Annotated in this window: 4 protein-coding genes, 1 rRNA gene and 1 pseudogene; 3 read left to right on the forward strand and 3 right to left on the reverse strand. The window is 58.0% G+C overall.

The window, feature by feature from the left end:
* The 3 genes from ACXRVY_RS15520 to ACXRVY_RS15530 form a co-directional block, all read right to left on the reverse strand.
* Positions 1–134: ribosomal RNA gene (locus ACXRVY_RS15520) — 16S ribosomal RNA — on the reverse strand; the annotation flags it as partial.
* 567 nt (positions 135–701) lie between these two features.
* Entirely contained in the window at positions 702–2,195 is a 1,494-nt protein-coding gene (locus tag ACXRVY_RS15525; protein WP_458237702.1) for a CoA-acylating methylmalonate-semialdehyde dehydrogenase, read from the reverse strand.
* A 74-nt stretch (positions 2,196–2,269) separates the two neighbouring features.
* Positions 2,270–3,619, reverse strand: a complete 1,350-nt coding sequence (locus tag ACXRVY_RS15530; RefSeq protein ID WP_458237703.1) for an aminotransferase class III-fold pyridoxal phosphate-dependent enzyme — start codon at positions 3,617–3,619, stop codon at positions 2,270–2,272.
* 139 nt (positions 3,620–3,758) lie between these two features.
* On the opposite strand from ACXRVY_RS15530, the gene ACXRVY_RS15535 reads away from it, so the two are divergent.
* The 3 genes and pseudogenes from ACXRVY_RS15535 to ACXRVY_RS15545 all read left to right on the forward strand — a co-directional run.
* On the forward strand, positions 3,759–4,679 hold the full coding sequence (locus ACXRVY_RS15535; protein WP_223462805.1) for a LysR family transcriptional regulator: 921 nt from the start codon (positions 3,759–3,761) through the stop codon (positions 4,677–4,679).
* Positions 4,680–4,820: 141 nt separating this feature from the next.
* Positions 4,821–5,471 carry a TetR/AcrR family transcriptional regulator gene (locus ACXRVY_RS15540; RefSeq protein WP_223462804.1) on the forward strand — a complete coding sequence of 217 codons (651 nt, stop codon included), beginning with the start codon at positions 4,821–4,823 and terminating at the stop codon, positions 5,469–5,471.
* An 18-nt stretch (positions 5,472–5,489) separates the two neighbouring features.
* Positions 5,490–5,614 (forward strand): annotated as a pseudogene (locus ACXRVY_RS15545) (thymidylate synthase); the annotation flags it as partial.

Genomic DNA, 5,614 nt, shown 5'->3' on the forward strand with positions numbered 1-5,614 from the left:
ACCAGGCAGATTCCTAGGCATTACTCACCCGTCCGCCGCTGAATTCAGGAGCAAGCTCCTGTCATCCGCTCGACTTGCATGTGTTAGGCCTGCCGCCAGCGTTCAATCTGAGCCATGATCAAACTCTTCAGTTCAAACATCTTTGGGTTTTGAGAAAACCCTAAACTTGGCTCAGCAATCGTTGGTTACATCTTTGATTTCTCGCGGAGTAACTTGTGATGCTGATAATCTGTTGACTAGCAGTCTGACTCCACAAGCACCCACACGAATTGCTTGATTCAGTTGTTAAAGAGCGGTTGGTTAAGAKCTTTCGTCTCAACCGAGGCGCGCATTSTACAGCAGCCTCATTTGCTGTCAAGTGATTATTTTCTGAAGTTTTCCAAGTTTCCTTTTCAACTTCAACCACTTGCGCCTMAGATCTCTCGTCAGCGGGAGGCGAATTCTACAGCGTTACACGCTGCTGTCAACACCTCTTTTTCAACTCCCTTTYGGCTTCGATGACCTGAAGCAACCCGCTGCCGAAAACTKCGTAACTCATTGTTTACCAAGGAGTTTTCCGTTTCGACTGCGCCGGAAGTGGGGCGAATTATAGGCTTCCAGAATCTGCCGTCAACACTTAATTTCACAATTCTGTCATATAGGCTAAAAACCCCCGAAAACACGAAGGCCGACCCAAGGGTCGGCCTTCTACGCCCTTCTACTTACAAGCTAGGGAAGGCGAACTGCGAAGCTTCATGGCTCGCACGCTGCGGCCAGCGCTGGGTGATGGCCTTGCGRCGSGTRTAGAAACGMACRCCATCCGGRCCATASGCRTGMAGRTCGCCRAACAGCGARCGCTTCCAGCCGCCAAAGCTGTGRTAMGCCACCGGCACCGGCAGCGGTACGTTGACACCGACCATGCCGACTTCGATCTCGTCGCAGAACAACCGCGCCGCTTCGCCGTCRCGGGTGAAGATGCAGGTGCCGTTGCCATATTCGTGATCGTTGATCAGTTGCATGGCTTCTTCCAGGCTGTTGACCCGAACGACGCACAGCACCGGCCCGAAGATCTCTTCTTTATAGATACGCATTTCTGGCGTGACGTTGTCGAACAGGCAGCCACCCAGGAAGAAGCCTTCCTCGTGGCCAGCCACGGTCAGGCCACGGCCGTCCACTACCAGCGTCGCGCCGGCGGCTACGCCGTCTTCTACATAACCGCTGACCTTGTCGCGCGCCTGGCCAGTCACCAGAGGCCCCATGTCCAGACCGCAGGAAGTGCCGGCACCGATTTTCAGCGCCTGGATTTGCGGAACCAGTTTGGCCACTAGAGCATCTGCGACCTGGTCACCGACACACACGGCCACGGAGATCGCCATGCAACGCTCGCCGCAAGAACCGTAAGCCGCGCCCATCAGTGCGCTGACGGCGTTGTCCAGGTCTGCATCCGGCATCAGCACGGCATGGTTCTTCGCACCGCCCAGGGCCTGAACGCGTTTGCCGCGCTTGGTGCCTTCGGAATAGATGTATTCGGCAATCGGCGTCGAACCAACGAAGCTCAGCGCTTTGACTTCCGGCGCTTCGATCAATGCAYCCACCGCGGTCTTGTCACCATGCACCACGCTCAGTACGCCTTTAGGCAGACCAGCCTCCAGCAGCAACTGGGCGATCAACAGCGTCGAGCTCGGATCACGCTCGGACGGCTTGAGGATAAAGCAGTTGCCGCAGACGATCGCCAGCGGGTACATCCACAACGGCACCATGGCCGGGAAGTTGAACGGAGTGATACCGGCAACCACGCCCAGTGGTTGGAAGTCCGACCAGGCATCGATGTTCGGTCCGACGTTGCGGCTGTATTCACCTTTGAGGATTTCCGGAGCCGCACAGGCAAACTCCACGTTCTCGATACCGCGCTTCAGTTCACCGGCCGCATCTTCCAGAGTCTTGCCGTGTTCTTCGCTGATCAGTTGAGCAATACGCGCCTCGTTTTGCTCCAGCAGTTGCTTGAAGCGGAACATCACTTGGGCACGCTTGGCCGGCGGCGTATTGCGCCAGGCCGGGAATGCAGCCTTGGCCGCGTCGATGGCGCTCTGGATGGTTTCGCGGGTCGCCAGCGGCAACTTGTGAATAGCCTGGCCGGTAGACGGGTTGAACACATCAACCGCGCGACCGTTCTCGGTCACCAGTTCGCCATTGATCAAATGCGGAATAACGCTCATGGAAGCTCCTGAAAAGTTGTCCACAGGCGCTCGCTTCGGAGCGCCTGTTGTTTGTAGGTATATAGAAGGAGAAATCAGTCAATCTTGCTCAGCACTTCGCCGACCGCGTCGAACAGACGATCCAGGTCCTGCGGCTTGCTGTTGAAGGTTGGGCCGAACTGCAGGGTGTCGCCGCCGAAGCGCACGTAGAACCCGGCTTTCCACAGCGCCATGCCGGCTTCGAACGGACGCACGATGGCGTCGCCGTCACGCGCTGCGATCTGGATCGCGCCGGCCAGGCCGTAGTTGCGGATGTCGATGATGTTCTTGGTGCCTTTCAGGCCATGCAGCGCATTTTCGAAATGCGGCGCGACTTCGGCCACGCTCTGCACCAGGTTTTCCTTTTGCAGCAGGTCGAGTGCGGCAAGACCCGCGGCGCAAGCCACCGGGTGCGCGGAATAGGTGTAGCCGTGGGGGAATTCAACCGCGTATTCAGGCGTCGGCTGATTCATGAAGGTCTGGTAGATCTCGGAGCTGGCAATCACCGCACCCATCGGGATTGCACCGTTGGTGACTTGCTTGGCGATGCACATCAGGTCCGGGGTCACACCGAAGGTGGTGGCGCCGAACATGGTGCCGGTACGACCGAAACCGGTGATCACTTCGTCGAACACCAGCAGGATGTTGTGCTGGTCGCAGATTTCACGCAAACGCTTAAGGTAACCCTGTGGTGGAACCAGTACGCCAGCGGAACCGGCCAATGGCTCGACGAACACAGCAGCGATGTTCGATGCATCGTGCAGTTCGATCAGTTTCAGCAGTTCGTCAGCCAGGGCGATACCGCCCTGCTCCGGCATGCCACGGGAGTAAGCGTTGCTTGCCAGCAAAGTGTGCGGCAGGTGGTCGACGTCCATCATCGCCTGACCGAACAGCTTGCGGTTGCCATTCACGCCACCGAGGCTGGTGCCGGCGATGTTCACACCGTGGTAGCCACGGGCACGGCCGATCATTTTGGTCTTGGTCGACTGGCCTTTCAGACGCCAGTAAGCACGCACCATCTTCACGGCGGTGTCAGCACACTCGGAGCCCGAGTCGGTGAAGAACACGTGGTTCAGGTTGCCCGGGGTCAGGTCGGTGATTTTCTCAGCCAACTGGAAGGACAGCGGATGGCCGTACTGGAAGCCCGGCGAGTAATCGAGGGTACCCAGCTGCTTGGCGACSGCTTCCTGGATTTCCTTGCGGGTGTGCCCGGCGCCACAGGTCCACAGACCGGACAGCGAGTCGTATACCTTGCGGCCCTTGTCGTCGATCAGCCAGCTGCCTTCGGCGCCAACGATCAAGCGTGGGTCGCGCAGAAAGTTACGGTTGGCGGTGTAAGGCATCCAGTGAGCATCGAGCTTGAGCTGGCTGGCCAGGGAAGTCRGGGCGTTTTCAGGCTGGTTCATGGGCGAAACCTCGCAAGGCAATAAGCGGCGTAAGGATTGAAAACCGTTGTTGCAGCTAAATTGCCACGGAGATAAAGTCGGTGAAATGCAACTCTTCTAATGTTCAGTCAGCCCATTACTAAACTTTTGAGTAACCCGCATGAGCACTCGCCGTCCCGATCCGCTGGCCCAGGTCAGCGACTTTGATATTCGCCTGCTGAGGATCTTTCGCAGCGTGGTGGAATGCGGCGGCTTCTCCGCGGCGGAAACCGTACTGGGCATCGGGCGCTCGGCGATCAGCCAGCAGATGAGCGATCTGGAGCAACGTCTCGGCCTGCGTCTGTGCCAACGTGGACGTGCCGGGTTTTCCCTGACAGAAGAAGGCCGCGAGGTCTATCAATCGGCGTTGCAACTGCTAAGTGCACTGGAAAGCTTCCGTACCGAGGTCAACGGCCTGCACCAGCACTTGCGCGGCGAATTGATCATTGGTTTGACGGACAACCTGGTCACCCTGCCCCACATGCGCATCACCCATGCCCTCGCACAATTGAAAGAACGCGGCCCGGACGTGCAGATCCAGATCCGCATGATCGCGCCCAATGAAGTCGAACAAGGCGTGCTCGACGGTCGCCTGCACGTCGGCGTGGTACCGCAGGCCAGCGCACTATCGGGGCTGGAGTATCAACCGCTGTATAGCGAGCGGTCGCTGTTGTACTGCGCAGTCGGCCACCCATTGTTTTATGCCGACGACAAACAACTGGACGACGAACGCCTGAACAGTCAGGACGCCATTGCACCCACCTTCCGTTTGCCGGCAGAGATCCAGGCCCACTACCAGGCGCTCAATTGCACCGCCAGCGCCTCGGACCGTGAAGGCATGGCGTTCCTGATCCTGACCGGACGCTATATCGGTTACCTGCCGGATCACTACGCGAGTCTTTGGGTGCAGCAAGGTCGATTGCGCGCGTTGAAAGCGAAAACGCGCTTCTATGACCTGAGCCTGGCGTCGGTCACACGTAAGGGGCGTCGACCCCATCTGGTGTTGGAGAGTTTTCTCGAGAGTCTTGCGGCGACGCGTTGAATTGCATAATTGAAGAAGTCCTGTGGGAGCGCCGCACCGTCGCTCCCACAGTAGATTGGTTTTGCCCCAAATACTTGTCTGTAGCCTGCGGGTACGCTATCAACGCACAGGTTGCACCCACTCATCTTCTCGGAAGTGCCTATGACCTTTGAAGTCCCAGCCCACGGCGCAAAACCCCTCAGCCGCATTCGTCAGAAAAACGAAGAGACCATCATCAAAGCCGCCGAAGACGAGTTCGCCCGTCACGGGTACAAAGGCACGAGCATGAACACCATCGCCCAGAATGCCGGGTTGCCCAAGGCAAACCTGCATTACTACTTCACCAACAAGCTCGGTTTGTACGTGGCGGTGCTGAGCAACATCATCGAGTTGTGGGACAGTACCTTCAACACCCTCACCGCCGAAGACGATCCGAGCGAAGCATTGACCCGTTACATCCGTGCGAAAATGGAGTTCTCCCGACGCCAGCCACAAGCCTCGCGGATTTTCGCCATGGAAGTCATCAGCGGCGGTGAATGCCTGACCGAGTATTTCAACCAGGATTATCGCACCTGGTTTCAGGGCCGTGCGGGCGTGTTCCAGGCCTGGATCGACGCCGGTAAAATGGACCCGGTCGACCCGGTGCATCTGATCTTCCTGTTGTGGGGCAGCACCCAGCATTACGCCGACTTTGCCACGCAGATCTGCCGCGTCACCGGGCGCACCAGGTTGACCAAACAGGACATGGAAGACGCCGGGGACAACCTGATCCGCATCATTCTCAAGGGCTGCGGCCTGAAACCTGCCATCTAAGTAGCCATTCAGGTACGTATGCCATTTACCCTCAGCGGTTTTTGCGAATACCGCGAAGAGATTCGCAAGAGCCGCTTCATTACCTTCGCCGCGCCAGTCTCCACCCCGGCCGAGGCCCAGGCGTTCATTGAACAGCACAGTGA

This window comes from Pseudomonas sp. P5_A2_2 (assembly GCF_054177685.1).